Source organism: Streptomyces sp. S6, from assembly GCF_054880855.1.
Genome location: NZ_JBTYMC010000095.1, coordinates 1 through 22,368, shown reverse-complemented (window position 1 = coordinate 22,368; position 22,368 = coordinate 1). Strand labels below are relative to the sequence as shown.

25 protein-coding genes and 1 pseudogene are annotated in these 22,368 nt (G+C 70.3%); 13 read left to right on the top strand and 13 right to left on the bottom strand.

All coding sequences use genetic code 11. The annotated features are described in order from the left end of the window. The coding region (locus ACVNF4_RS15990; protein WP_461803473.1) for an AfsR/SARP family transcriptional regulator at window positions 1-481 on the bottom strand (481 nt) is incomplete at its 3' end. Between the two features lie 35 nt (window positions 482-516). Next, complete coding sequence (locus ACVNF4_RS15985; protein WP_461803472.1) at window positions 517-1,062, bottom strand: Uma2 family endonuclease; 546 nt, start codon at window positions 1,060-1,062, stop codon at window positions 517-519. Window positions 1,063-1,189: 127 nt separating this feature from the next. On the opposite strand from ACVNF4_RS15985, the gene ACVNF4_RS15980 reads away from it, so the two are divergent. After that, window positions 1,190-1,987 carry a site-2 protease family protein gene (locus ACVNF4_RS15980; RefSeq protein ID WP_461803471.1) on the top strand — a complete coding sequence of 266 codons (798 nt, stop codon included), beginning with the start codon at window positions 1,190-1,192 and terminating at the stop codon, window positions 1,985-1,987. Here the strand turns inward: ACVNF4_RS15980 and ACVNF4_RS15975 are convergent. Together ACVNF4_RS15975 and npdG are read right to left on the bottom strand one after the other, a co-directional pair. Next, window positions 1,984-2,222 (bottom strand): annotated as a pseudogene (locus ACVNF4_RS15975) (hypothetical protein). The gene ACVNF4_RS15980 and the pseudogene ACVNF4_RS15975 overlap by 4 nt on opposite strands. A 4-nt stretch (window positions 2,223-2,226) precedes the next feature. Further along, window positions 2,227-2,931 carry an NADPH-dependent F420 reductase gene (gene npdG / locus ACVNF4_RS15970; RefSeq protein ID WP_461803470.1) on the bottom strand — a complete coding sequence of 235 codons (705 nt, stop codon included), beginning with the start codon at window positions 2,929-2,931 and terminating at the stop codon, window positions 2,227-2,229. A gap of 172 nt (window positions 2,932-3,103) precedes the next feature. Between npdG and ACVNF4_RS15965 the strand changes: the two genes are divergently transcribed. Further along, window positions 3,104-3,703 (top strand): hypothetical protein, encoded by a 600-nt coding sequence (locus ACVNF4_RS15965; protein WP_461803469.1) that lies wholly within the window; start codon window positions 3,104-3,106, stop codon window positions 3,701-3,703. A 64-nt stretch (window positions 3,704-3,767) separates the two neighbouring features. Next, window positions 3,768-5,048 (top strand): MFS transporter, encoded by a 1,281-nt coding sequence (locus ACVNF4_RS15960; RefSeq protein ID WP_461803468.1) that lies wholly within the window; start codon window positions 3,768-3,770, stop codon window positions 5,046-5,048. A 53-nt stretch (window positions 5,049-5,101) separates the two neighbouring features. Here ACVNF4_RS15960 and ACVNF4_RS15955 read toward each other — a convergent pair whose 3' ends face one another. After that, the gene (locus tag ACVNF4_RS15955; protein WP_461803467.1) at window positions 5,102-5,344 is read right to left on the bottom strand and encodes a hypothetical protein; all 243 of its coding nucleotides are present in this window, start codon (window positions 5,342-5,344) and stop codon (window positions 5,102-5,104) included. A gap of 81 nt (window positions 5,345-5,425) precedes the next feature. On the opposite strand from ACVNF4_RS15955, the gene map reads away from it, so the two are divergent. Beyond that, window positions 5,426-6,283 (top strand): type I methionyl aminopeptidase, encoded by an 858-nt coding sequence (map, locus tag ACVNF4_RS15950; protein ID WP_461803466.1) that lies wholly within the window; start codon window positions 5,426-5,428, stop codon window positions 6,281-6,283. An 86-nt stretch (window positions 6,284-6,369) separates the two neighbouring features. Continuing rightward, complete coding sequence (locus ACVNF4_RS15945; protein WP_461803465.1) at window positions 6,370-7,017, top strand: biliverdin-producing heme oxygenase; 648 nt, start codon at window positions 6,370-6,372, stop codon at window positions 7,015-7,017. Window positions 7,018-7,032: 15 nt separating this feature from the next. Here ACVNF4_RS15945 and ACVNF4_RS15940 read toward each other — a convergent pair whose 3' ends face one another. From ACVNF4_RS15940 to ACVNF4_RS15925, 4 genes are all read right to left on the bottom strand, one after another. Then, window positions 7,033-7,332, bottom strand: a complete 300-nt coding sequence (locus ACVNF4_RS15940; protein WP_461803464.1) for a hypothetical protein — start codon at window positions 7,330-7,332, stop codon at window positions 7,033-7,035. Then, complete coding sequence (locus ACVNF4_RS15935) at window positions 7,329-7,622, bottom strand: DUF6247 family protein (protein ID WP_461803463.1); 294 nt, start codon at window positions 7,620-7,622, stop codon at window positions 7,329-7,331. Before ACVNF4_RS15935 ends, ACVNF4_RS15940 begins: the two co-directional genes overlap by 4 nt. 97 nt (window positions 7,623-7,719) lie before the next feature. Then, the gene (locus ACVNF4_RS15930; protein ID WP_461803462.1) at window positions 7,720-8,364 is read right to left on the bottom strand and encodes a PhzF family phenazine biosynthesis protein; all 645 of its coding nucleotides are present in this window, start codon (window positions 8,362-8,364) and stop codon (window positions 7,720-7,722) included. Next, window positions 8,357-9,202 (bottom strand): hypothetical protein, encoded by an 846-nt coding sequence (locus ACVNF4_RS15925; RefSeq protein WP_461803461.1) that lies wholly within the window; start codon window positions 9,200-9,202, stop codon window positions 8,357-8,359. The genes ACVNF4_RS15930 and ACVNF4_RS15925 overlap by 8 nt, the downstream gene beginning before the upstream one ends. Before the next feature lie 211 nt (window positions 9,203-9,413). On the opposite strand from ACVNF4_RS15925, the gene efeO reads away from it, so the two are divergent. Genes efeO through ACVNF4_RS15905 form a run of 4 tightly spaced genes read left to right on the top strand, consistent with a single transcriptional unit; the run spans window position 9,414 to window position 13,606 of the window. Continuing rightward, window positions 9,414-10,553: an iron uptake system protein EfeO gene (gene efeO, locus ACVNF4_RS15920; RefSeq protein WP_461803460.1), complete on the top strand. Its 1,140-nt coding sequence runs from the start codon at window positions 9,414-9,416 to the stop codon at window positions 10,551-10,553. 11 nt (window positions 10,554-10,564) lie between these two features. Then, window positions 10,565-11,791, top strand: a complete 1,227-nt coding sequence (efeB, locus tag ACVNF4_RS15915; protein WP_461803459.1) for an iron uptake transporter deferrochelatase/peroxidase subunit — start codon at window positions 10,565-10,567, stop codon at window positions 11,789-11,791. Between the two features lie 2 nt (window positions 11,792-11,793). Further along, window positions 11,794-12,648, top strand: a complete 855-nt coding sequence (gene efeU / locus ACVNF4_RS15910; RefSeq protein WP_461803458.1) for an iron uptake transporter permease EfeU — start codon at window positions 11,794-11,796, stop codon at window positions 12,646-12,648. Further along, window positions 12,626-13,606 (top strand): hypothetical protein, encoded by a 981-nt coding sequence (locus ACVNF4_RS15905; RefSeq protein ID WP_461803457.1) that lies wholly within the window; start codon window positions 12,626-12,628, stop codon window positions 13,604-13,606. Before efeU ends, ACVNF4_RS15905 begins: the two co-directional genes overlap by 23 nt. A gap of 45 nt (window positions 13,607-13,651) precedes the next feature. Here ACVNF4_RS15905 and ACVNF4_RS15900 read toward each other — a convergent pair whose 3' ends face one another. The 3 genes from ACVNF4_RS15900 to ACVNF4_RS15890 all read right to left on the bottom strand — a co-directional run bounded on the left by ACVNF4_RS15900 (window position 13,652) and on the right by ACVNF4_RS15890 (window position 16,390). Beyond that, on the bottom strand, window positions 13,652-14,377 hold the full coding sequence (locus ACVNF4_RS15900; protein WP_461803456.1) for a bifunctional DNA primase/polymerase: 726 nt from the start codon (window positions 14,375-14,377) through the stop codon (window positions 13,652-13,654). Between the two features lie 333 nt (window positions 14,378-14,710). After that, window positions 14,711-15,361, bottom strand: a complete 651-nt coding sequence (locus ACVNF4_RS15895) for a TetR/AcrR family transcriptional regulator (protein WP_461803455.1) — start codon at window positions 15,359-15,361, stop codon at window positions 14,711-14,713. A gap of 27 nt (window positions 15,362-15,388) precedes the next feature. After that, entirely contained in the window at window positions 15,389-16,390 is a 1,002-nt protein-coding gene (locus ACVNF4_RS15890; RefSeq protein ID WP_461803454.1) for a Gfo/Idh/MocA family protein, read from the bottom strand. Between the two features lie 86 nt (window positions 16,391-16,476). Here ACVNF4_RS15890 and ACVNF4_RS15885 point away from each other — a divergent pair, with 86 nt between their 5' ends. Genes ACVNF4_RS15885 through ACVNF4_RS15870 form a run of 4 tightly spaced genes read left to right on the top strand, consistent with a single transcriptional unit; the run spans window position 16,477 to window position 20,706 of the window. After that, window positions 16,477-17,775 (top strand): multidrug effflux MFS transporter, encoded by a 1,299-nt coding sequence (locus tag ACVNF4_RS15885; protein WP_461803453.1) that lies wholly within the window; start codon window positions 16,477-16,479, stop codon window positions 17,773-17,775. Continuing rightward, window positions 17,772-18,902, top strand: a complete 1,131-nt coding sequence (locus tag ACVNF4_RS15880; RefSeq protein WP_461803474.1) for a serine hydrolase domain-containing protein — start codon at window positions 17,772-17,774, stop codon at window positions 18,900-18,902. Before ACVNF4_RS15885 ends, ACVNF4_RS15880 begins: the two co-directional genes overlap by 4 nt. 46 nt (window positions 18,903-18,948) lie before the next feature. Then, window positions 18,949-19,938, top strand: coding sequence for a small ribosomal subunit Rsm22 family protein (locus ACVNF4_RS15875; RefSeq protein WP_461803452.1), 990 nt, complete (start codon window positions 18,949-18,951; stop codon window positions 19,936-19,938). A 27-nt stretch (window positions 19,939-19,965) separates the two neighbouring features. Next, a complete protein-coding gene (locus tag ACVNF4_RS15870) occupies window positions 19,966-20,706 on the top strand; it encodes an SDR family oxidoreductase (RefSeq protein WP_461803451.1) in 741 nt (246 codons plus the stop codon). 250 nt (window positions 20,707-20,956) lie between these two features. On the opposite strand, the gene ACVNF4_RS15865 is transcribed toward ACVNF4_RS15870, so the two are convergent. Continuing rightward, entirely contained in the window at window positions 20,957-21,985 is a 1,029-nt protein-coding gene (locus ACVNF4_RS15865; protein WP_461803450.1) for a D-alanyl-D-alanine carboxypeptidase family protein, read from the bottom strand. Window positions 21,986-22,368: the final 383 nt, after the last annotated feature.

Sequence of the window (22,368 nt, the reverse complement as noted above, 5' to 3'; positions counted from 1 at the left end):
ACGCTGTCGTGACCAGGCGGGGGCAGGGGGATGAGCCCCGGAAGCCGGCTGCGGGCCCGCGTCCGGACGAGACCATGCAGCTGAAGGTCCCCGCCTCCTTCCAGGCGGACGCCGCCGCCTTCGCCGGGTCACCGTCGGCCAGGGCGCGGGCGCCGTCGCCGGCCAGCCGCTCGAAGCGGAACACGTCGACGTCGTCCGCACCGACGGCCAGCCGGTATCCGCCGTCCACGGAGACGATCGCCTCCGGCCCCAGCGTCCTTCGCAGCCTCCCCACCAGCGCCTGCAACGCGCCGTGCGCGTCCGCCGGCGGCTCCCCCGACCACACCTCCGCCACCAGCGACCCCACGGACACCGTCCGCCCCGCCCGCAGCACCAACACCGTCAGCAGCGCACGCAACCGCGCCCCGCCCACCGCCAACGCGGTGCCGTCGGGACGGAGAACCTGAGTCGATCCGAGGACGCAATAACGCACGGGCTCCATTGTCCTTGTGGACGCCCCCGACGCGCCTCCGGGTTTCAGGCTCGCGCGAACTGGGAGGAGTCGAGAGTGAGCACCTGCTCGCCGACCGGGATCTCGATCTCCTTACCGAAAGGGCCGGACGTGCTGCACTGATAGACGCTGCCCTCCGGTTGAGTCAAGAGCTTCCAGGAACCAGCGAGAACATCGACGATCAGGTATGCGGGGATACCACGCTGCGCGTAGTGGGCTGGTTTGGTGCTGTAGTCCCGGTCGGTGCTCTCAGGAGAAACCACCTCGACGACGAAGGGGAGAAGCGCCTCGTCGAACCTGCTGCTGTTCGACTTCCACTGTTCCTCCGGAAGCGCCGACGCGTCCGGTTCGGGCGAGTAGCCCTCCCGCGCGGGCAGGACCTTGAACTCGCCGATCGCCCGCCAGCCCGGCAACCGCGCCTCGATCTGGCCGAAAATACGGAACTGAGTCGTCAAGTGCGCCTGCGTGACAGGTACCAAGGTGAGTCCGTTCGTGGTCAGGCGGAGTCGCAGCCGCCTGGGCAACCGAACGGTCTCCACGGCGTCTGCCACCCAGTCCTCGGTAATACTCACGGCACCTCCCCGGTCGAGTCGTTTTCAGAGTACCGACTACCAGAACCCCCCACCCGCTCTCAGCCTCTTCGTCACCCATCACCTGTACGGTCTACCCAACATCCCGCCGACCCAGGAGCCCGACCCCATGACCAGCACCACCTCACGCCACAGCGACCGGCGGATCAGTCCGGTCTTCGTGGGCATACTCGCGGTCACGGCGGTCACGGGGTGGGCGACGTGGTCGGGGTTCGCGGAGACGCCCGGGGTGGCGGTGTTCCTGTTCGTGACGGCGGCGTGGATCGTGTCGCTGTGTCTGCACGAGTACGCGCACGCACGGACGGCACTGCACGGCGGGGACATCACGGTCGGCGCCAAGGGGTATCTCACGCTGAACCCGCTCAAGTACACGCACGCCCTGCTGAGCATCGTCCTCCCCGTGATCTTCGTGATCATGGGCGGAATCGGCCTCCCCGGTGGCGCCGTGTTCATCGAGCGGAACCGGATCCAGGGGCGGTGGCGGCACAGCCTGATCTCGGCGGCGGGCCCGCTGACGAACGTGCTGTTCGCCGTCGTCTGCACCGCGCCGTTCTGGCTGGACGCGCTGGACGGCGTCCCCGCGAACTTCCGGTTCGCGCTCGCGTTCCTCGCGCTGCTCCAGGTGACGGCGGCGCTCCTGAACTTCCTGCCGGTGCCGGGCCTGGACGGCTACGGCGTGATCGAGCCGTGGCTGCCGTACAGCGTGAAGCGCCAGGTGGAGCCGTTCGCGCCGTTCGGCCTGCTGTTCGTGTTCGCGGTGCTGTGGGTGCCGGAGATCAACAACGGGTTCTTCGACGTGATCGACGCGATCCTGCGCGGCCTCGGCATCGACAACTTCTCGACGTACTGCGGCCAGTCGCTGTACCGCTTCTGGCAGGGCGAGAGCGAGTTCTGCTCGGCGGGCTAACCGGCGGCGGACTGCCGTTCGGCCTTGCCGCGCCGCCAGTAGTACCAGGTCATGTTGGACGAAAGACCCGCGAGCAGCACCCACACGATCCCCAGGAAACTGCCCTGGACGAACGAGACGACGGCCGCCGCCACCGCGAGCAGGCAGACGGCGAGGGTGTAGAGGGCGAGGCGGGGCATGACCATGGGCTCCTGTCGGGGGACACCGGCGTACTACGACGTCCAGTGTCCCCCATCCACTCAGATGTCCGTGACGCGCAGCCCGGCGTGCGCCTTGTACCGCCGGTTCACGGAGATCAGGTTCGCGACGAGCGACTCCACCTGGTGAGCGTTGCGCAGCCGCCCGGCGAAGACCCCCCGCATCCCGGGGATGCGCCCGGCCAGCGCCTGGACGATCTCGACGTCCGCCCGCTCCTCGCCGAGGACCATGACGTCGGTGTCGATCTCGTCGATCTCCCGGTCCATCAGCAGCACCGCCGAGAGGTGGTGGAACGCGGCGGCGACCCGGGAGTCCGGCAGCAGCGCGGCGGCCTGCTCGGCGGCGCTGCCCTCCTCCGGCTTCAGCGCGTAGGCGCCCTTCTTGTCGAAGCCGAGCGGGTTGACGCAGTCCACGACCAGCTTGCCGGCGAGTTCCTCGCGCAGGGACTCCAGGGTCTTGCCGTGCCCCTCCCACGGCACCGCGACGATGACGACGTCGCTGCGGCGGGCGGTCTCCGCGTTGTCCGCGCCCTCGACGCCGTGGCCCAGCTCGGCCGCCGCCTCCTGGGCGCGCTCGGCGGCCCGCGAGCCGATGATCACCTTCTGTCCGGCCTTCGCCAGCCGGTAGGCGAGCCCCTTGCCCTGCGGGCCCGTCCCGCCCAGCACCCCGACGACCAGTCCGGAGACGTCCGGGAGGTCCCAGGGGTCCTTGGGGGTGGGCTTGTGTGCACTGTCCGTAGAGGTCATGGGGCCGACTTTACGACTTCGGGGTGGGGCGGCGGACGGGTGTCCCTGACCGGGGGCGAGACCCGTAATACCCGTAGTACCCGTAGGGGGCGGCCCGCCCGCGCTCCCCGGACGGGTGAATATCCGTAGTACCCCGGACCGACCCCGGCGGCCTGCGGCAGGATCCGCCCCCATGGACGCCGTACGTGTCGCCTTGCTGCGTGAAGTGCTCGCCGGGACCGAGTGGATGAGTACGACCCGGAGGTTCTCCCAGGTACTACGGGGGTCGGTGGTGACGCACGGAGGCGGGTTACTGCTGGTCGGCACCCCGGAGTACGAGCCGTGGCACCTCGCGGCGCACCTCGTGGACGAGGCCGCCTGGTCCGGTACGCCCGAGCTGGCCCCGACGCTGGTCCGGCACGGCGCGCGCACCTCGGACCCGGCGCACCTCGCGGTCGGCCCCGGCCGTATCGAGCAGGCCCGGCGCGGGGAGACGCTCCTCGTGGTGGCGCCTACGGAGCCGGCCCCCCTCCTGGAGCGCGTCCACTCCGCCCGGCGGGCCGGGGTGACCGTCCTCGCGCTCGGCCCCGGCGGCGGCGAGCTGGGCTCACTGGCCCACGAGACGCTGGACGTGCCGGAGGGCGCCGAGCTGGATCTCGACACCGTGCAGCATCTGGTGAGCGCCGGCGCCGGGGAGCAGGCCGTCGTCCCGGGGCGGGGCCGCAAGCGGTTCCGGGACCGGCTGGCGAGGGTGGCTGAGGCGCTGACGGCTCCGCCGCCGGCGGCGTGGTGAGGCGTGCCCCGCATGCGGAAAACCGTTTGCTCCCACCGCGCCCTTTTCCTGAACATGTCCCCTCGTGGCCCCCTCCGCCCTCCTCCCTGATCTCCGCCCCTGGCACGCCTCCCGGGACTTCCGGCTCCTGTGGCTGTCGGGGCTGGTCTCGTCGTTCGGGAGTTTCCTGACGTTCGTCGCGCTGCCGGTGCAGATCAAGGAGTTGACGGGGTCGGCGGCGGCGGTGGGGGCGATCGGGGCCGTCGAACTGGTGCCGCTGGTGGTGTTCGGGCTGTACGGGGGTGCGCTGGCCGACGCGGTGGACAAACGGAAGCTGATCGTGTGGACGGAGGCCGGGCAGGGGGTGCTGAGCGCGGGCCTGTTGTGCAACGCCTTGCTGCCGACGCCGCTGATCTGGCCGCTGTACGTGATCGCCGCGCTGACCGCCGTCCTCACCTCGATCCAGCGGCCCGCGCTGGACTCGCTGTGGCCCCGGATCGTCGCCCACGAGCACCTCCCGGCCGCCGCCGCGCTGAGTTCGCTGCGGCGGACGATCGGCGGGGTCGCGGGGCCCGCGCTGGCGGGGCTCGTGGTGGCCTACGCGGGGCTCGGCTGGGCGTACGGCGCGGATCTGGTGACGTTCGTGGTGTCGGTGCTGCTGATGGCGGGCGTCGCAGCGTCCCCGGCGGCGCACGAGGCGGCCGAGCCGTCGCTCGCGGCGATCCTGGAGGGGGCGCGGTACGCGTGGGGCCGCAAGGATCTGCTGGGGACGTACGCGGTGGACCTCGCGGCGATGTTCTTCGCGATGCCGCTGGCTCTCCTGCCGTTCCTGGCCGACGAGTTGGGGGCGCCGTGGGCGCTGGGCCTCATGTACTCGGCGTTGCCGCTGGGGTCGCTGCTGGTGAGTCTGACGAGCGGCTGGACCTCGCGGGTGCACCGGCACGGGGCGGTCGTGGCGCTGACGTCCGCGCTGTTCGGGGCGGCCGTCGCGGGGGCCGGTCTGGTGGGGAACGTGTGGCTGGTGCTGCTCCTGCTGACCGTCGCCGGCGGGATCGACATGGTCAGCGGGATCTTCCGGTCGGCGATGTGGAACCAGACGGTCCCGGACGAGCTGCGCGGCCGGCTCGCCGGGATCGAGCTGCTCTCCTACTCCGCCGGCCCGACCCTCGGCCAGGTCCGCTCCGGTTCCTTCGCCGCGTGGTTCGGCATCCGGACGTCCATGTGGTCGGGCGGCGTCCTCTGCGTGGGCGCGGTGGGGCTGCTCGCGCTGTGCCTGCCGGCGCTGATGCGGTACGACGCGCGGACGGACGTCCACGCGCTGCGGGTGCGGGAGCAGCGGGAGACGGCGGGGACGACGGTGTCGTAACCGCTTTCAGCAAGGGCCCCGGCGTCGGCCTCGGCCATCTGCCGTAACCGCTTTCAGCCGTTGCCGTCGCCCGCCGCACCGCCCTTGCCCGCGCCGTCGTTCCAGCGGGCGTCGTTCTCCCACTGGAGGTTGCGTTCGCGGGCCGTGTCCATGGCGTGCTGGGCCTCTTCGCGGGAGGCGTAGGGGCCGAATCGGTCCTTGCCGGGGCAGTCGGGGCCTTCCTCGACCTTCTTGTGCTCCAGGCAGTAGAACCACTCGCCGGGTTTACCGGCCGTGCGCTTCTTGAAGAGGGCCATGACAGGGCTCCTTTCACCGGTTTCCGCCGACGGACTCACCACCGACATGGTCCCTCATACCCGATCGTTAGACTCGTGGTCATGTCTGGCCAGTCGCTGCTCGTACCAGGGGAGCTGTCTCCCACCCGTTCCGTCCCGGGGAACATCCGGCGCCCCGAGTACGTCGGCAAGCCCGCGCCGACGCCGTACACCGGCCCGGAGGTGCAGACGCCCGAGACGGTCGAGGCGATGCGTCTCGCCGGCCGGATCGCGGCGCGGGCGATGGAGGAGGCGGCGAAGCACATCGCGCCGGGTGTCACGACCGACGTCCTCGACAAGGTGGCGCACGACTACATGTGCGACCACGGCGCCTACCCCTCGACGCTCGGCTACCGCGGCTTCCCGAAGTCCCTGTGCACCAGCGTCAACGAGGTCATCTGCCACGGCATCCCGGACTCGACGGTCCTGCGCGACGGCGACATCGTGAACCTCGACGTAACCGCTTACATCGGCGGCGTGCACGGCGACAACAACGCGACGTACCTGGTCGGCGAGGTGGACGAGGAGTCGCGGCTGCTGGTGGAGCGTACGCGGGAGTCCCTGAACCGGGCCATCAAGGCCGTCCGTCCGGGCCGGCAGATCAACATCATCGGCCGGGTCATCGAGTCGTACGCCAAGCGCTTCGGGTACGGCGTGGTGCGGGACTTCACGGGGCACGGCATCAACTCGTCGTTCCACTCGGGGCTGATCATCCCGCACTACGACAGTCCGCACGCGACGACGGTGATCCAGCCCGGTATGACGTTCACGATCGAGCCGATGCTGACGCTGGGGACGCACGAGTACGACATGTGGGACGACGGGTGGACGGTCGTCACGAAGGACCGCAAGCGGACGGCGCAGTTCGAGCACACGCTCGTGGTGACGGAGACCGGCGCGGACATCCTGACGCTGCCGTAACCACCCCTGACCCGGCCCTCTCCCCCGGCCGGGTCTTTTTCTGTACGCTTTTACCGACACAGTGTCGGCAAAAAGGTGTGGACCACATGGACTCCTTCTCGACCGTCATCCGCACCGCGTCCCACGAGGCGCACGTCGAGGCCGAGACCTCGACCTTCATGTCCGACCTGCTCGCCGGGCGGCTGGGCGTCGACGCGTACGCCCGCTACACCGAGCAGCTGTGGTTCGTGTACGAGGCGCTGGAGGCGGGCGCCGAGCGGCTCGCCGGGGATCCCGTCGCCGGGCCGTTCGTCCGGCCGGAGCTGCTGCGGCTGCGGGCGCTGGAGCGGGACCTCGCGCATCTGCGAGGGCCTCGGTGGCGGGACGGGCTCTCCGCGTTGCCGGCCACCCAGGTGTACGCGGATCGCGTCCGCGTGTGCGCCGAGGAGTGGGCCGGGGGGTATGTCGCCCACCACTACACCCGGTACCTCGGCGACCTCTCCGGCGGGCAGATCATCCGCGACAAGGCCGAGCGGACGTGGGGGTTCGAGCGCAAGGGCGACGGGGTGCGGTTCTACGTCTTCGAGGAGATCGGGAATCCGGCCGCCTTCAAGCGGGGGTACCGGGAGCTGCTGGATGCCGTGCCGGTGGACGAGTTGGAGAGGCAGCGGATCGTGGGGGAGTGCAAGCGGGCGTTCGCGTTGAACAGCGGGGTGTTTCGGGGGTTGGGGGAGGAGTTCGCGGTGAGTGCGTGAGGGGTGGGGCGGGGGTCAGAGCCAGGGCTCTTCGGTCGGGTCGTCGGGGGTGATCGCTATGATCACGGCCGCTGCTGGGGGTGGGTCCGGAAGGTACACGTAGGCCACGGCCAGACCCGGCATCCCCTCGCGCGGTTCGAGCTTGGTCTTGTACACCTCCTGGCGTCCGCCGGCCCCGACACGCCGCAGGACACCGAGCCTCGGAGTGGCCTCCAACTCCTTCAGCAGCTCCTCGACCGCCTGTCGGGCCACCGGGCCGAGCAGTTCCAGCCGCTGCGCCGCCACGTCCGACACGACGGCCACCACGTGACTCAACCCAGCTCACCCTTCTTGATCTTCGCGGCGATTTCGAGGCCCTCCTGGAGCGCACCGTCGAACCCGGGGTCCGAGTACAGCCGGATACGGCCCCGGTAGTCGACGATCACTTCGGCGACCTTGCCGAGGTCGGCGGCCGTGGAAGCGTCCAGGGCGCGCGCGAGGTCGACCTCGAAGTCCTCCTTGTCACCGGGGAATCCCCGGCCTTCCCTCAGAGCAGCCCGGATGTCGGCCACGGTCTTGAGCGGGGGGAATCCCGGGTGGGACGACTCGACGTACTGCGCGCTCATGAGCTCTCCTCACTCCAGGCGGGCGATCACCCCCAGTATCGCGCCTTTTCCTCGATCGCAGACCGGTCTCCCGCTAGTCATCCCGTACGACTTTCGCTCACCGTTCCAGAAACACCCGACCCCCCACCTCCACCCACCCGTACGGCTGCGGCGCGGTGAGGAGCTGCGATCCCGCGCCCTGCGTGATGTTCAGCGCTCGGCCCAGCCGGTCCGTGAGGAGGATCGCCGCCGCGCCGGTCGCCTCGTCCTCGTCGATGCCGTCGTTCCGGCCGGGGAAGGCTCGCGCGCGGACGCGGCCGGCCGCCTCGTCCAGCCATGCCCACGCGTAGATCCACTCCCCCGGCGGGGGTATCGGCAGGTCGTCGACCTCCTCGGCGGTCGCGTACTGGCGGAACGTTCTCGGCGGGGCCCACTCCGCGCGGGCCTCGATCCAGCTGAACTCCCCGTCCAGCCGGGCGCCGACGACCCCCGCCGGGGTCACCAGCTCCGGGACGTCCAGGAGCCAGGCCGTCCCCACGCAGGGGTAGCCGGCGAAGGGGAGGCGGAGGGAGGGGGTGTAGATGTCGATCACCCCGCGCTCCGGGTCGTCCACGAACACGGTCTCACTGAAGCCGAGCTTGGCCGCCAGCTCCTGCCGCTCTTCCCGCTCGGGTATCCGTGAGCCGTCCCGGATCACACCGAGTTCGTTGCCATACCCTCCGCCGGGGGCGCAGAAGACGCGGAGGACGTCGTAATCAGTCACCCGGGAATTGAAACACCGCTCGGGCAGCCGTTCGGTCCCAGGCGAGGGCTCCGCCGGGGAGTGGCCAGGAACGGGTGCGGGCTTCGTCGTACGGGAGGGCGGCGAGGGCGTGGGCGAGGTGGTCGTCTCTGTGAGGATGTGGCTTCAAATCACCGTGCCGCGCCTGCTGGTGATGTTCCGTCAGGTCCGCCGCGTCTCGCCGCCAGTCCTCCTCGTCCGACACCCTCGCCAGCACGACGCACGGCGGCGTCCCGCCCTCCTCCAGCGCCGCCACCGCTCTGTCGTGGCCGTCCAGCAGCAGCCAGCCGTCCAACGCCGTGACCCACCAGAGGAGCACCGGCGCGAGGGTGCCCTCCCGTGCCCGCTTCCGGAGCGCCTTGACTCTCGGGGCGTCCGGCGGGGAGAGGGGGCGCAGGGGGACGACGCCGTGCCAGCCGTGAGCGGACCAGTCGAGGTGAGCGGCGGGCCAGGTGCGGACGAGGTCGGGAGCGTGCCAGACGTACGGGGGGAAGATGTCGCGGTCGTACAGGTGCCAGCGGGAGGTGTGGAGAGGTCCGCTCGGGGAGTCCTCCAGCCATCTCGCGTACTGGTGGGGCCAGTTGAGTGGTGTGCGTGCCGCGCCGATCGGGGGGAGCGGGGAGGTGTAGCCGTCGAGGCGGGTCAAGTGGACGCCTTGGCCGGCCTGTTCGACCTTGGCCAGGAGGCGGGGGTGGCCATTCTGGCGGAGCAGGATTCTGCCGCCGTCCGCCGACTCGAAGCGGAGAGGGGGGTCGGCGGGGTTCTCGACGTCCAGGACCAGGGCGCGGGGGCCGAGGAGTTCACGGCGGGCTCTCGACATAGGGGGATTGTGCGCCTTTTGAAGTTCCCTTGACGGTCACATTGCGTCCGTTTTAGGTCACCGTGATCATCCCGTTCCCGGACGGCGACTTTGAGAGGTGAATCACTGCGCGCAGGGGTATGCCCTAGGTAAGCCTGAGCTAAGTTAGGCAAGCCTCACTGAACCTTGTGAGCCCCGTCACGTACTTTTTCAGCCACTCGGGAGTGCCCGCATGCGTGCCGCCAGACTCACCGTCGTCACCGCCGCCGCGACCCTCGCCGCCCTGACCGCCGTCACGGGCTGCACGGAGAAGAGCGGGGCCGAGGACGGCGACCGTGTCGTGAAGGTGACCGCGACGGACGACAAGTGTGAGACGTCGAAGAAGGAGATCTCGGCGGGGCACGTCGAACTCGCCATCGAGAACAAGGGGTCGAAGGTCACCGAGGTCTATCTGCTGTTCCCGGACGACCGGATCGTCTCGGAGCGGGAGAACATCGGGGCGGGCACCAAGCAGCGGCTGACCGCCGAGGTGAAGGCCGGTGACTACCAGATCGCCTGCAAGCCCGGCATGAAGGGCAAGGGCATCCGCCAGGCGCTGTCCGTGACCGGGAAGTCGGCGGCGAAGCGCGACCCCCGGCTCGACAAGGCCGTCGCCGAGTACCGCGAGTACGCGGAACAGCAGGCCGAGGAGACGCTGCCGAAGGTGAAGGTCTTCACGGACGCGATCCAGGCCGGGAACCTCGCCGCCGCGCAGGCCGCGTACGCGCCGTCCCGGATCGGCTGGGAGCGCACGGAACCGGTCGCCGAGTCGTTCGGGGACATCGACCCGCTCGTCGACACCCGCGCGGACGGGCTGGAGCCGGGCCAGAAGTGGACCGGCTGGCACCGCCTGGAGAAGGCCCTCTGGCAGGACAAGAAGATCGGCGCCGAGGAGAAGGCGCTCGCCGCGAAGCTCGTCACCGACCTCACCGACTGGCAGCAGCGCGTCGGCACCGCCGTGATCACCCCGACCTCGATGGCCAACGGCGCCAAGGAACTCCTCGACGAGGTCGCCACCGGCAAGGTCACCGGCGAGGAGGACCGCTACTCGCACACCGACCTCGTCGACTTCAAGGCGAACGTCGAGGGCGCCCAGCAGGCGTACACGCTGCTGCGGCCGATCGCCCAGAAGAACAACGCCTCCCTGGTCGCCGATTTGGACAAGCAGTTCGCCGCGCTGAACACCCTCCTCGACAAGTACCGCGCGGACAAGGCGACTTACGACTTCGTCTCCTACGACAAGGTGACCGAGGCCCAGCGCAAGGAGCTGTCGGACGCGGTGAACGCACTCGCCGAGCCGCTCTCCAAGCTCGCCGCGGCCGTGGTCAAGTAAGGAGTCCGGCGATGACTGAATCCCCTTCGCGGCGTGCCCTGTTGGGGTGGGGCGGCGCCGGGCTCGCGCTCGGTGCGGTGGCGGCCGGTACCGCCGCTGTGGCGGTCTCCGGCGACACCGGATCCGCCGACCCCGACACCGCTGTCGATTTCCACGGCGTCCACCAGGCCGGTATCGCGACCGCCGTACAAGACCGGCTGCATTTCGCCGCGTTCGATGTCACCACCGGTGACCGGGCGGAGTTTGTGCAGTTGTTGAAGGACTGGACCGAGGCGGCTCGGCGGATGACCGCCGGGAAGGCTGTCGGGGAAGGCGCGTTCGGGGGGCTGGCGGAGGCGCCGCCGGACGACACGGGCGAGGCGCTCGGGCTGAAGCCTTCGCGGCTGACGCTGACCATCGGGTTCGGGCCGTCGTTGTTCGCGAAGTTCGGGCTTGCAGGGCAGCGGCCCGAGGCGTTGGTCGATCTGCCGCAATTCCCCGGTGAGGCGCTGGACTTGGCGCGGTCCAACGGGGACTTGTGTGTGCAGGCCTGTGCCGATGATCCGCAGGTCGCCGTGCACGCGATCCGCAACCTCGCGCGGATCGGGTTCGGGAAAGTCGTGGTGCGGTGGTCCCAACTCGGGTTCGGGAAGACGTCGTCGACGACTCCGGACGCCCAGACCCCGCGCAATCTCATGGGGTTCAAGGACGGCACCCGCAACATCGCGGGCACGGAGACGGACCGGCTGGACAAGTTCGTGTGGGCGACAGAGAAGGACGGGCCGGCGTGGATGGCCGGTGGGTCGTATCTCGTCGCCCGGCGGATCCGGATGCACATCGAGACGTGGGACCGGACCTCCCTCCAGGAGCAGGAGGACGTCTTCGGGCGGGACAAGGGCGAAGGGGCGCCGGTCGGGAAGGCCAAGGAGCACGACGAGCCGTTCCTGAAGGCGATGAAGCCCGACGCGCATGTGCGGCTCGCGCACCCCGAGTCCAACGGGGGGTCGACCATTCTGCGGCGCGGCTACTCCTTCACCGACGGCACCGACGGGCTCGGGCGGCTGGACGCGGGGCTGTTCTTCCTCGCGTACCAGCGTGACGTGCGCGAGGGATTCATCAAGATCCAGGGGCACTTGGCGACCGACGCGCTCAACGAGTACATCCAGCACGTGGGTTCGGGGGTGTTCGCGGTGCCGCCGGGGGTGCGGGACGCGGACGACTGGTGGGGCCGGAGCCTGTTCGAAGGCAAGGGGGCGTAGACGTGTTCTCCAACTACCTGATCGGGCTGCGGGAAGGGCTTGAGGCCAGTCTCGTCGTCTGCATCCTCATCGCCTATCTGGTCAAGACCGGGCGGCGGGACGCGCTCAAGCCGATCTGGCTCGGGGTCGGCACGGCCGTCGTGATCGCCCTCGCGTTCGGGTCCGCGCTCGAATTCGGCTCCCAGGAGCTGACGTTCGAGGCGCAGGAGGCGCTCGGCGGGTCGCTGTCGATCGTGTCGGTGGGGCTCGTGACATGGATGGTGTTCTGGATGCGGCGCACCGCGCGGCACCTGAAGGCCGAGCTGCACGGCAAGCTGGACGCGGCGCTCGCGATGGGGACGGGCGCGCTGGTCGCCACCGCGTTCCTCGCCGTCGGGCGGGAGGGCCTTGAGACGGCCCTGTTCATCTGGACGTCCGTGCACGCGGCCGGGGACGGGACGCCGAGGCCCTTGGTCGGGGCCGGACTCGGTCTCGCCACCGCCGTCCTGCTCGGGTGGCTGTTCTACCGGGGGGCGCTGCGGATCAACCTCGCGAAGTTCTTCACGTGGACCGGGGGGATGCTGGTCGTCGTCGCGGCGGGCGTACTCGCCTACGGGTTCCACGACTTGCAGGAGGCCGGGTGGGTGCCCGGACTGAACAAGCTGGCGTTCGACATCAGCGACACCATTCCGCCGGACAGCTGGTACGGGACGCTGCTCAAGGGGGTACTCAACTTCCAGCCCGATCCGACCGTCCTCCAAGTCACGGTGTGGCTCCTGTACTTGGTCCCGACGCTCGCGCTCTTCCTCGCCCCGGTAGGGTTCGCCTCCGGGAAGAGGAAGGTGAAGTCACCTGATGATCAGGCTGCGCAGGCGTGACCGGAACGCGCTCATAGCGGTCGTACTGACCGGTGTGTCCCTCACGGCGAGCGGTTGTGTGGTGGTCCACGGGGAACGTGAGATCGTCCCGACGACCACCCCGGCCGAAGCCGTGCGGGCGGTCCAGGAGTTCACGGCGGCGTACAACAAGGCCGACAAGGCGTACGACAGTTCGCTGGACGCCGTGTACACGACCGGACCGCTGGGGGTCATCGACTCGGCGCGGCTGAAGGCCGGGAAGATCACCGATCCCGGGGGGAACCCGAACCATCGGCCGCTGGCCCTGTCGGACGTCCAGGTCACGATCCCCCGGAAGGCGGGCTGGCCGCGTTGGTTCGTCGCCGACGCGCGGGCCAATCAGGGCGGGGCGCAGCGGTGGCTGCTGGCGTTCACGCGCAACGACATCGCCGAGCCCTGGCAGGCGGCGTTCCTGACGTTGGTCTCGCCGGGGGCGCTGCCCGAGTTCAAGCGGGACGCCCAGGGATACGTCGAGGAGGTGCCGGCCTCCTCGCCCGAACTCGCCGTCTCCACCGACAGGTTGAGCGCGGCGTACGCGGAGTATCTGAAGACCGGCCAGGGGGCCTTCGCCGACGGGGCGTTCACCAGTGCGCTGCGGGCGGACCGGGAGAAGACGACTCGGCCCGGCCTCGCCACGCAGTACATCGACGAGGCGTTGAACGACAGCGACTACCGGCCGATCGCGGTGCGGACCGCTGACGGTGGGGCGCTGGTGTTCTTCTCCGGGCACAGCTACACGAAGCAGACGGCTGCCGCCGGGACGGCCGTGCCGGCGCAGAACGCGAGTGTGAAGGCGTTGACGACCGGGGAGATCAAGCAGTCGCTGACGATGGAGTTCGTGTCGAACGTGGTCGCCGTCGATCCGATGAAGGGGGTCGGGGACGGGAAGGTGGCGTTGTTGAGCCGGGTGGAGGGGCTGACGGGGGCCAAGGGGGAGTGAGCCCTTTGGGGTTGGGGGTGTCCCGTAGTACCGGCGAGGTAGTACTCAGGTCCTGAGGGGCCAAGTGGTGCTCGTCTCGTCCTGGGCGTGTTTCGCGCAGGCGTCCGTCAGGAGCTCCAGGAGGGTCAGGGGGTCCGGGAGGGGGTGTTCCGGGCCGCGTACCCAGTGCACCGACCGGCCGTCGTCGCCGGGGAGGCGGGCCGGGGGGACCAGGACGTACGAGCCCCGGCAGTGCCAGCGCAGGCCCGGGTGTTCGTCCATCGTCTCGGGGTGGCAGTCCAGTTCGCAGGGCCACCATTCGTCCTCGTCGTCCGGGGTGCCTCGGGTGAGGGTGAAGAAGAGGAGGCGGCCGTCGTCGGACTCGGCCACCGGGCCCACGTCCACGCCGGCTGCGAGGAGGCGGTGGAGTGCGTCCTGGCCGGCCGCCAGGGGGACGTCCAGGACGTCGTGGGTGGTGCCGGTCGCCGTGATGAAGTTCGCCTGCGGCTGGTTGTGGGCCCAGCGCTCGATCTGTGCGTGGTCGGTGGTGGACTGGGTCTGCCAGGCGAAGGAGATCGGGTGGCGGGCCGGGGTGGGGCAGCCGACCCGGTCGCAGGAGCAGCGGTAGCCGGGGGCCGGGTGGGCGGCGGGGGCGAGCGGGAGTCCGGCCTGCGCGGCGGCCAGCAGCAGGCTCGCTCTGTCGGCGGCGGTGTCCGTGTCCGGGGTGGCCTTGCGCAGCCACTGTCCCAGCCTGACCCTCAGGCCGCTCCGGCCGATCGCCTCCGCGCTCATCTGTCCCCTCGCGTCACTGTGGTGCGGACAGCATGCCTTATGGCTTGGCCGGGTGGGGAATCGGGGGGCTTGTGGGGACATAGGGGGCGGGGTGGGGGTGGGGGTGGGTTTTGTGGGGCTGCGTTGCGGGGTTTGGTTTTTGTGGGCGGTGGTTGTTGGGCTGGCCCGGCGCGTGACATTTGCTCTCTCGCCTGCGGGGCGCCTCAGTCGGTGTCGAGGACACGAACGTGCTCAGCCCTTCGGGCCTCCGCGCGATCGTGTCCTCGACACCGACGCGCCCCTTCGGCTCCTTCGCGGCCGGTGGCCGGAGACGGTGGCTGAGTTGGTGGGCACTCAACCGGCGTTCGTGGAGATTGGGTGTGCTGTGTTGGGAGAGGGGGCTAGGCCCTGTAGGGCGTAGTCGACCAACGTGTCTGTGTAGGTGTAGGTCAGTTCGCCTGTGCGTTGGAGCCAGCGTTGGGCGATGGGGGCTGTGAAGAGTTCCAGGGCGATTCTGGGGTCGATCTCCGGGCGGAGTTGGCCTGATTCCCTCGCGGATCGGAGTCTGGTGATGTACAGGGCGAAATTGGGTTCCAGCAATCTTGCGACGACGGCTCGGCCCAGGTTCTCGTCCATGAGGCCCTCCGCGCTGAGGGCTCGCGCGGGGGCGTCGAAGCGGGGGTCGAGGAGGTTGTCGATGGTGGCGCGGAGGACGAGTTTGAGGTCGGCGGAGAGGTCGCCGGTGTCGGGGAGGGCGGAGGTGTTCTCGGTGTCCAGTTCGTTCGACTGGCGTTCCCCCAGGTCCAGGAACGCTTCCAGCAGGACGTCCGCCTTCGAACCCCACCAGCGGTAGATGGTCTGTTTGCCTACGCCGGCGCGGGAGGCGATGCCCTCGATGGTCGTCCTCGTGTAACCGTTCTCAGCGACGAGGCTCAGAGCGGCGGCGTAGATGGCGCGGCGGGACGTCTCGCTGCGGCGGGACGCGTCGGGGGTTCTGGTGGGCATGGGGTCAGGTTAAGGCGGGGCGTCTCCTTACTCTTCTTCCCCCGGGTACCGCACTCCGATCTGTCCCCGGACCGTGTCCAGTGTCCGCATGACGGCCAGCGTGCCGTCCAGGGGGACCAGCGACGACTCCTTCTCGCCGGCTCGCAGCGCCCGCATGACCTCAAGGGCCTCGTAGCGGAGGCCGCTGGCGGGGCCGTCGGACGGGGCGTGGGGGAATTCCTCGGGGTCGCGGCCCACGCGGTGGAGGGTGAAGCGGTCGGCGTGGAAGAAGCCGGAGGGGAGGTCGATGCGGCCCTTGGTGCCGGTGATGGAGGCGGCGGTGGGGGTGCCGCCGACGAGGGAGCAGTGGAGGGTGGCCAACGCGCCGGAGTCCCAGGAGAGGGAGAGGGCGGTCTGGAGGTCGACGCCCTCCGGGGAGAGGGCCGCGCGGGCGGAGATGCCCGAGGGTTCGCCCAGGAAGAGGTGGGCGAGGGAGACGGGGTAGACGCCGAGGTCGAGGAGCGCGCCGCCGCCCTGGGCGGGGTCGCGCAGGCGGTGGGTCGGGGAGAAGGGCCCTTCGAGGCCGAAGTCGGCCTGGACGGTGCGGACTTCGCCGATCACACCGTCGTCGACCAGGTCCTTGACGCGGCGGATGACCGGGTTGCAGTACATCCACATCGCCTCCATCAGGAAGCGGTCGTTCGCGCGGGCGAGGGCGACGAGTTCCTCGGCCTCACGGACGTTCAGCGTGAAGGGTTTCTCGCACAGGACGGCCTTCCCCGCCTCCAGGCAGAGTCCGGCGGCGGCTCGGTGCGCGGAGTGCGGGGTCGCGACGTAGACGACGTCGATGTCGTCGTCCGCGGCGAGTGACGCCCAGTCGCCGTACGCGCGAGGGATGCCGAAACGTTCGGCAAACGCTTTCGCGCTGTCTTCCGTGCGGGAGGCGACTGCTACGACCTCCGCGTCGGGGAGATCGATGAGGTCCGCCGTGAAGGCGGCGGCTATTCCGCCGGTCGCCAGGATTCCCCACCGCACGCTGTCCGCCGTCATCGGGTCCACGCTTCCGTCCGCACAGTTCGAGCACTTCTGTCGAGCTGAGAGCATAGGTGGCGGACCGGGAGAAGAGGGAGGGGCACATGCCCAAGGGTGGGGCACCGATATCTCAGGCGACGCAGGGGGACGTGTCACCGGCTCTCGCCGCCCGGCGGCGTACGGGGCTGCTGGTCACCGTGCTGCTGGGCGGGCTGACCGCCACTCCCCCGCTGTCGATGGACATGTACCTCCCTGCGCTCCCGGAGGTCACCGACTCCCTGCACGCCCCCGCCGCGACCGTGCAGCTCACGCTCACCGCGTGCCTCGCGGGCATGGCGCTGGGGCAGTTGGTCGTGGGCCCGATGAGCGACCGGTGGGGGCGGCGGCGTCCCCTGCTGGCCGGGCTCGTGGTGTACGTCGTCGCAACCGCTCTCTGCGCCGTCGCCCCCGACATCGGGACACTGGTCGCCTTCCGGCTCGTCCAGGGTCTCGCGGGTGCGGCGGGCATCGTGATCGCGCGGGCGGTGACGCGTGATCTGTACGACGGTGACGCGATGGCGCGGTTCTTCTCGACGCTGATGCTCATCTCGGGGATCGCGCCGATCGTGGCCCCGCTGATCGGCGGGCAGATCCTGCGCCTCACGGACTGGCGGGGCGTGTTCGTCGTCCTGATCGGTGTCGGTGTGCTGCTGACGGCCCTGGTGTGGGCGAGGCTGCCGGAGACCCTGGAGCCCGCCGACCGGCACGAGGGCGGGGTGGGTGAGGCGCTGCGCTCGATGCGGGGGCTGCTCGCTGACACCGCTTTCACCGGTTACATGCTGACCGGCGGGTTCGCGTTCGCCGCGCTGTTCGCGTACATCTCAGCGTCGCCGTTCGTGATCCAGGAGATCTACGGGGCCTCGCCGCAGACGTACAGCCTGCTGTTCGGGCTCAACTCGGTGGGGCTGATCGGCGTCGGGCAGCTCAACGGGAAGGTGCTGGTCGGGCGGGTGCGGCTGGACCGGGTGCTCGGGGCGGGGCTGCTGGTCGGCCTCACCGCGTCGGTCGCGCTGCTGCTGATGACGACCGGGGTGTTCGGGGAGGTCGGGCTGGTACCCGTGGCAATCGCTCTCTTCGTTCTCATGTCCGCGATGGGGCTGAGTCTGCCGAACGCGCAGACGCTGGCGCTGCTGCGCACCAAGCACTCCGCCGGGTCCGCGTCGGCGCTGCTCGGGACGTCGTCGTTCCTCGTCGGGGCGGTGGCGTCGCCGCTGGTGGGGGTCGCCGGGGAGCACACGGCAGTGCCGATGGCGGTCGTGCAGGTGGTGGCGTCCGTGGTGGCGGTGGGATGTTTTGTGGGACTGTGCCGTCCGTGGAAGATCCGTGCCGGTGCCGGCGCTGATGCCGAGGGGGCCGAGAACTGAACGCGCCGAGACTCCGACCCGGTACCCCGGACCGTGCCTGCCTCGACGCGGAGGAACTGGGCCTGCTCGTCGACGAGGTCCACGCGCTGACCGCCGGTCCGCATCCCTGGGCGGCGGGCGTGGTCGTGTTCGCCGGGCGCGGGCCGGTGGTCGCGGTGCGGGAGGCGGTGGGCTGGGCGTCGCGGTTCGCCTCGTACGACGGGGTCACGGCCGTCGAGCTGCCGCCGGACGAGTGGGTTCCGATGACGTCGGAGACGCCGTTCGACCTCGCGTCCCTGACGAAGCTGTTCACGTCCGTCGCCGCTGTCCAGCAGATCGAGCGGGGGCGGCTCGGGATCGATGCGCGGGTGAGCGCGTTTCTGCCCGGGTTCAGCGGGGTGCGGCGGGGTGGGACGACCGTCCGGCAGCTCCTCACGCATACCTCCGGGTTCCGGCCCGAGCTGCCGCTCTACGCGTGTGCGGACGACGCCGAGCGGCTCGCGGTGCTGCGGGCGGAGGAGCCGGTGAGTGAACCGGGGTCGTACGTGTACTCCGATCTCAACATGCTGTTGCTGCAACAGTTACTGGAGCGGGTCACCGGTCGGACGCTCGACGTCCTGATCCATGAGGGGATCACCCGGCCGCTGGGGATGGCCTCGACCGACTTCGGGCCCTGTCCCGGGGCGGCGGCGACCGAGGATCAGCGGCGGCCGTGGGGGAAGGTGGACCGGGGGATGATCCGGGGTGAGGTGCATGACGAGAACGCCTGGGCGTTGGGCGGGGTGGCCGGGCACGCCGGGTTGTTCTCCACGGGGCGGGATCTTTCGGTGTTCTGCCGGACGCTGTTGAACGGGGGCTCCTATGGGACCGCGCGGATCCTCGGGAGCGATCACGTGGAGTTGCTGCTCGATCCGCCGGGGCTGGGGTTCGCCGTCGATCAGGCTTGGTTCATGGGGGAGTTGGCGGGGCGGGGGGCCGCGGGGCACACCGGGTTCACGGGGACGTCGTTGGTGGTGGACCGGGCCACGGACACGTTCTTGGTGATGCTGGCGAACACGGTGCATCCGGGGCGGCGGCAGGGTGGGAGCGGACCGAGGGCTCGGGCGGGGACCCGGGTGGCTCGGGCTGCGCGGGGAGCCGGGGTGTGAGGGGTGTGTGGAGCGGAGTGCGTGCGGGACCTGAGAGAATCAGGGTGTGAACTCGGCCGAATCCCTCCGTACCGCCCTCGACTCGCTCCTCGATGGGCTGCCGCCTCGGCAGGCGGCCCAGGCGGTGGACCGGCTGATCGCCAGCTATCGGGGCGCGACACCGACGCACGCGCCGATCCTGCGGGACCGTGCGGACGTCGCCGCGTACGCCGCGTACCGGATGCCGGCGACGTTCGAGGCGGTGTGCTCGGCGCTGGACGCGTTCGCCGAGACCGTGCCGGAGTGGACGCCGGGCAGCCATGTGGACGTCGGTGGCGGGACCGGCGCCGCGACCTGGGCCGTGCAGGCGGTGTGGCCGGGGTCCCGTGAGGTGACCGTGCTGGACTGGGCCGAGCCCGCGCTCGCCCTGGGGCGGGAGATCGCCGCTGCCAACTCCGCGTTGTCCGGGGTGCGTTGGGAGCGGGCGCGGATCGGGGCGGCGTTGCGGGTGCCGGAGGGTACTGATCTGGTGACCGTGTCGTACGTCCTCAACGAGCTGACGCCGGGTGACCGGGCCGCACTGCTGGCCGGGGTGAGCGGGGCGACGTCCGTCGTGATCGTCGAGCCGGGGACGCCTGACGGGTACGCGCGGGTCGTCGAGGCGCGGGACGCGTTGATCGAGAGCGGTTACCGGATCGCCGCGCCCTGTCCGCACAGCGGGGCGTGCCCCATCGTCCCCGGCAGCGACTGGTGTCACTTCTCGGCACGGGTCAGCCGGTCGTCCCTGCATCGGCAGGTCAAGGGGGGATCGCTGCCGTACGAGGACGAGAAGTTCGCGTATGTGGCGGCTACCCGGGTGCCGGTGACGTCCGCCGGTGCGCGGGTGGTGCGGCGGCCGCAGATTCGCAAGGGGCAGGTGTTGCTGGAACTGTGTTCGGGGGACGGGGAGTTGGGGCGGACGACGGTGACCAAACGGCATGGGGGGTTGTACCGGGCGGCGCGGGACGTGCAGTGGGGGGACGCTTGGCCGCCGGCGGGTGAGGCGCCGTCCGCGTAGCGGGGTGTCGGCCTAGTCTTCGGAGGCATGGACTCCAAAGTCGCAGTGGTGACCGGTGCCGGTTCGGGTATCGGGCGGGCCGTCGCCGTCGAACTGGCGCGGGCCGGTTGGTCGTTGGTGTTGGCGGGACGTACGGAAGACAAGCTGGCGGCGACTGCGGCGCTGGTGCCGGAGGCCGGGTGCCGGGTCGTGCGGGCCGATGTGGCGCGTGAGGAGGATGTGGAGCGCGTCTTCGGTGCCGTGCCGGGGCGGTTGGACCTGTTGTTCAACAACGCGGGGACGTTCGGGCCGGGGGGTGTGCCGTTCGAGGAGTTGGCGTACGACGCGTGGCGGCATGTCGTGGACACGAATCTCAACGGGGCGTTCCTGTGTGCGCGGGCGGCGTACCGGGTGATGAAGGGTCAGGACCCGCGGGGTGGGCGGATCATCAACAACGGTTCCGTCTCTGCGCATACGCCGCGCCCGCAGTCGGCGCCGTACACCGCGACCAAGCATGCGCTGACCGGGTTGACCAAGTCCCTTGCGCTGGACGGGCGTTCGTACGGGATCGCGGTCAGTCAGATCGACATCGGGAACGCGGCGACCGAGATGACGGACCGGATGCGGGCGGGGGTGCTCCAGGCGAACGGGGAGGTCGCGGCGGAGCCGGTGATGGACGTCGGCGATGTCGCGCGGACCGTACGGCACATGGCTGAGCTGCCGTTGGAGGCGAACATGCAGTTCGTGACGGTGCTGGCGACGGGGATGCCGTACGTGGGGCGGGGGTGATCGTGTCCACACAAGCGGAATTTGACAGTCCACCCTATTGCGGGGGTTAGCGGACCTATGCTCAACTCTTCTCCACGGGAACTTCACACTTGAGTGAGGGAGTTCCGTAGGCCACTCCGAGGGGGGAGGGGGCAGTCGTCCCACGGCACCGGGTGGGGGTGGGCCTCGCGGATCGCGAGGTGCGCACCGGGGTCGTGGGGCGACTGTCGTACAGGGGTGGGGCGAAGGGGCCGGCGGTGGCGGCGGTGGCTCAGCTCTCTTCGGGAGAAGGCTTCTTGGAGTCGCCGGCCTTGTTGTCCGGGCTCGTTTCAGGGGTGGTTTCAGAGGTGGCCTTCTTCGTCCGCCGGTTGCGCAGCGCGTACACCCCGCCGAACAGTGCCGCCGCCACCACGCCCCCGACCGGCAGCGCCCACCCCATGCTGTCGTCGTCGACCGCCGTCCCCGCCGAACCGCCCGCGCCGCGCGGTGAGTTGTGCGAGACCTTGGCCCCGCCCGCGCTGAGCGGGTCGGCGAGCGTGCCGACGGGTTTCGCCGAACTCCCTTGTGTGAAGCCCCAGTCGAGGAGTTTCCGGCTCTCCTCGTACACCGCGTTGAGCCCGCTCTTCGGATGCAGCACGGTGACGATGAGGGTCCGCCCGTTCCTCGTCGCCGCTCCGGTGAACGTGTTGCCCGCGTTGCTGGTGTAGCCGTTCTTGACGCCGATCATCCCGGCGTACGGCTTCACGCCGTGCGAGCCGCACAGCAGGCGGTTGGTGTTCTCGATACCGGTGCCGCCGATCCGCGCGGTCCGCGTCCCGCAGTACGCCCTGAAGTCGTCGTTCCTGAGTCCGCTGCGGGCCATCAGGGTCAGGTCGTAGGCGGAGGAGTACTGCCGGGGGTGGTCGTACCCGTCAGGGCTTACCACGTACGTGTCGAGCGCCTGGAGATCGGCGGCCTTGGCCCGCATCTCGGCGACGGACCGCTCGATCCCCCCGTTCATCCCGGCCAGCACCCGCACGGCGTCGTTCCCGGACCGCAGGAACACCCCGTGCCACAGGTCCTCGACGCTGTACGTCACCCCCGCCTTGATCCCGACGAGACTCGACCCCTCCGGCACGCTCGCCAGCTCCGGCGCCCGCACGGTGTGCCGCTCCGTCCTCGCGAACTTCCCCAGCAGGGTGTCCGCGAACAGCATCTTCAACGTGGAGGCCGGCGCCAGCCGCAGATGCGAGTTCCGCTCCGCGAGCACCTCCCCCGTGTCGTAGTCGGCGACGATCCAGGCGCGAGCGGTGATGTCCACCGACGGGACCGTACAGAAGGATGGTGAGAAAACGCGAACCTCGGGGTGGGGGCGAGTCCTGGGTGAGCGTGTGCCCGAAGCGCCGGGGGCGCGGTTGGCCCGGGGCGGCCACTCCCCGGCAGCCCGAGCGGGACGAGCACGCGCCCGGAGCCTCGGAGCAGGGCTGGACCCGAGGCGAAGGCGTGCCCGGCGCCCAGCTCGACGCGGGCGGGGCTCAAGGTGAGTGTTCATGCAGGCCGGGAGCCGAACCAGGACGGGCAGGCCCTGGGGCCTCGGGGTGGGGTGAGTCACAGGGAAGCGCGGGTCCGAGGTGGAGGCTTGTCCGGGACGCCGGCGCGCACGGCCTCGCGGGGGCGTGCGGCCGAAGCCTGGGAGGGGTGGAG